The sequence below is a fragment of the Pseudomonas sp. genome (assembly GCF_049590575.1).
Classification (GTDB): domain Bacteria; phylum Pseudomonadota; class Gammaproteobacteria; order Pseudomonadales; family Pseudomonadaceae; genus Aquipseudomonas.
The window spans coordinates 1-3,640 of the sequence record NZ_JBAWDE010000076.1 but is presented as its reverse complement, the minus strand read 5'-3'; the positions used below and the strand labels follow the sequence as shown (position 1 = coordinate 3,640).

At 59.6% G+C, this 3,640-nt stretch carries 2 protein-coding genes; one reads left to right on the top strand and one right to left on the bottom strand.

Annotated features, from left to right (window positions below):
* Nucleotides 1–76 precede the first annotated feature (76 nt).
* A complete protein-coding gene (locus tag WBR57_RS06215) occupies nucleotides 77–1,564 on the bottom strand; it encodes an NCS1 family nucleobase:cation symporter-1 (protein ID WP_424083077.1) in 1,488 nt (495 codons plus the stop codon).
* A 602-nt stretch (nucleotides 1,565–2,166) separates the two neighbouring features.
* Between WBR57_RS06215 and hydA the strand changes: the two genes are divergently transcribed.
* A complete protein-coding gene (gene hydA / locus WBR57_RS06210; protein WP_424083076.1) occupies nucleotides 2,167–3,606 on the top strand; it encodes a dihydropyrimidinase in 1,440 nt (479 codons plus the stop codon).
* The last annotated feature ends 34 nt before the right edge of the window (nucleotides 3,607–3,640 follow it).

Below are 3,640 nucleotides of genomic sequence, written 5' to 3'. Positions count from 1 at the left end.
GATCCAGGCGGCTCGGTATTTCTGCCGAACCGAGGCGATGCAATCGCAGGCAAGCCAGCTCCCACATTGACCGCGTTTACAAAGGTGATTTGGCGGTGACCGGGCTGAGGCCGCGCTTGGCATTCAGGCCGTAATACAACAGGCCGCCCAGCGCCGAGCCGGTAAACCAACCGTAGCTGTAGAACCAGCTGAAGGCATCGCTGCCCAGCGACAGCAAGGTCAGCACCACCGGCACGCCAAAGGCCACGAAACCGCTCCAGTTCCACGCCGGGTACACGTCGTCGCGGTACAGGCCGGCCAGGTCAAGCTGCTGTTTGCGGGTGATGAAGTAGTCCACCACCATGATCCCGGCGATCGGGCCCAGCAGGCTCGAGTAGCCCAGCAGCCAGTTGGAGTACACGGTTTCCAGGCTCACATCCGAGACGATCAGCCCGAGTTTCTTCAGCAGTTCATGGGCCATCAACGCCAACCCCACCAGGCCGGTGAGGATCACCGCGGTGGTGCGGTTGATCAGCTTGGGCGCGATGTTCTGGAAGTCGTTGGTCGGCGAAACGATGTTCGCCGCAGTGTTGGTGGACAAGGTCGCGATGATGATCAGCAGCATGGCAATGGCCACCCACACCGGGCTTTGGATATGCCCGATCAGGGTGACCGGGTCGGACACGCTGACGCCCACCAGTTTCACCGAGGCCGCCGTCATGATCACGCCGAGCGCGGCGAACAGGAACATGGTCAGCGGCAGGCCGAAAATCTGCCCGAGAATCTGGTCCTTCTGGCTTTTGGCGTAGCGGCTGAAGTCCGGGATATTCAGCGACAACGTAGCCCAGAACCCGACCATCGCGGTCAGGCCGGCCATGAAGTAACCGGTGAGGCTTGCACCTTCGGGGCGCTTGGGTGGAATCGCCATCAGTTCGCTGAGCGACACATTGGGCATCGCCCACACCAGCAGGCCAATCCCGACGGCGACCAGCAGCGGCGCGGACAGGGTTTCCAGGCGTTTGATCGACTCGGCGCCACGCAGCACCACCCACAAATTCAGGCACCAGAAAATCATGAAACCGATCACTTCACCGGTGCCACCCAGGGATTTCCAGCCCTCGAAAATCGACCCGAGGAACAGGTGAATCGCCAGCCCGCCAAACATCGTCTGGATGCCAAACCAGCCGCACGCCACCAGCGCGCGAATCAGGCACGGCACGTTGGAGCCGAGGATGCCGAAGGACGAACGCAGCAGCACCGGGAATGGAATGCCGTACTTGGTGCCAGGGAAGGCGTTGAGGGTCAGCGGGATCAACACCACGATATTCGCCAGCAGAATTGCCATCAGCGCTTCGCCCACCGACAAGCCGAAATACGCGGTGAGCACACCGCCAAGCGTGTAGGTGGGCACGCAGATCGACATGCCGACCCACAGCGCGGTGATGTGCCATTTGTTCCAGGTTCGTTCGTGCACCTTGGTCGGTGCCATGTCGTGGTTGTAGCGCGGACTGTCGAGGACGTCGGGGCCGGCGTCGAGTTCGTACAGGCCGTTGCGCTCAATGACTTGCGATCTGTTCTGTTGCATGGCCGCTCCACGGTTTTTTCGAATTATTTTTGCTCACCCCACGCTTTGCGCGGGATGGCCGGAGTACCTCGTGAACAACATGACATCACGGGACCGGCCAGCCGCCACTGCACTCAATAACCGTGCCGACAACCGCCCCTGAACCCGCACCGCTTATATAACGTGCTGATGTTAATCAGCTTTATTCTGCTCTCCGATTGGCCCTTCGGTACTTGCCACGTGACTCAGGCTGGATAACGTGGAAGTTGCCCGAACGATCAGGACTCAATCTGGTGCAACACAATTATTTTTATTTACTACTGCCGTCAAGAGGCATGTCTCAAGCGGCTGATTTGCAATAAGAAATGTTGCTCAAATTAATAACCTGTCAAGTGCGTCAAAATGGTGAGCGGCCGCGACATTTTGGTGATTTCAGTTTTTTACCGTTATAAATCAACAAGATAAACAAGATATAAGCTTATAAAAAATCTTCTTGCTCATTCGAAAAACTCGGGCTAGTTTCTATTCCTGTCACCGATGACAGGAATTAATTCCGCCATCGGCAAGCAGCATTACAACACTTAGAACTGGCACAAGCCGGTCAAGCCTGTGAGGAATTCGACATGTCGCTGTTGATCCGTGGCGCCACCGTTATTACCCATGATGAACGTTACCGCGCCGATGTTTTATGCGCAGGCGGTCTGATTCGCGCCATTGGCACGGACCTGGATATTCCCGCCGGCACTGAAATACTCGATGGCAGCGGCCAATACTTGATGCCTGGCGGCATCGACCCGCACACCCATATGCAATTGCCCTTCATGGGCACCGTGGCCAGTGAAGACTTTTTCAGCGGCACGGCAGCGGGTTTAGCCGGGGGCACCACGTCGATCATCGACTTTGTGATTCCCAACCCGCAGCAGTCGTTGATGGAAGCGTTTCACCAGTGGCGCGGCTGGGCCGAAAAATCGGCGTCCGACTACGGTTTTCACGTGGCGATTACCTGGTGGAGCGAGCAGGTGCGCGAGGAAATGGCCGAGCTGGTCAGCCACCACGGCATCAACAGCTTCAAGCATTTCATGGCCTACAAGAACGCGATCATGGCGGCCGATGACACCCTGGTCGCCAGCTTCGAGCGCTGCCTGGAACTCGGCGCGGTGCCGACGGTGCACGCAGAGAACGGCGAGCTGGTGTATCACCTGCAACGCAAGTTGATGGCCCAGGGCATCACCGGGCCGGAAGCGCACCCGCTGTCGCGCCCGTCCCAGGTGGAGGGCGAAGCAGCCAGCCGGGCGATCCGGATTGCCGAGACCATCGGCACGCCGCTGTACCTGGTGCACGTGTCGACCAAGGAAGCACTGGATGAAATCACCTACGCCCGCGCCAAGGGCCAGGCGGTCTACGGCGAAGTGCTTGCCGGGCATTTGCTGCTGGACGACAGCGTCTACCAGCACCCCGACTGGCAGACCGCCGCCGGCTACGTGATGAGCCCGCCGTTTCGCCCGCGCGGGCATCAGGAAGCGCTGTGGCACGGCCTGCAATCGGGCAACCTGCACACCACCGCCACCGACCATTGCTGTTTCTGCGCCGAGCAAAAAGCTGCCGGGCGCGATGACTTCAGCAAGATCCCGAATGGCACCGCCGGTATCGAAGACCGCATGGCGCTGCTGTGGCACGAGGGCGTCAACACCGGGCGCCTGTCGATGCAGGAATTCGTGGCGCTGACCTCTACCAACACGGCGAAGATTTTCAATCTTTACCCGCGCAAAGGTGCGATTCGCGTAGGTGCGGATGCCGACCTGGTGCTGTGGGACCCCGAAGGTACGCGCACGATTTCGGCCAAGACTCACCACCAGCAAGTCGACTTCAACATCTTCGAAGGCAAGACCGTGCGCGGCGTGCCGAGCCACACTATCAGCCAGGGCAAGCTGGTCTGGGCCGATGGCGACCTGCGCGCCGAGCGCGGTGCCGGGCGGTATGTGGAGCGGCCGGCGTATCCGTCGGTGTTTGAGCAGTTGAGCAAGCGGGCTGAGCATTCCAGGCCGGTTGCTGTGAAACGCTGATACCGCTTTCGGGGGCAAGCCCCCTCCCACATTT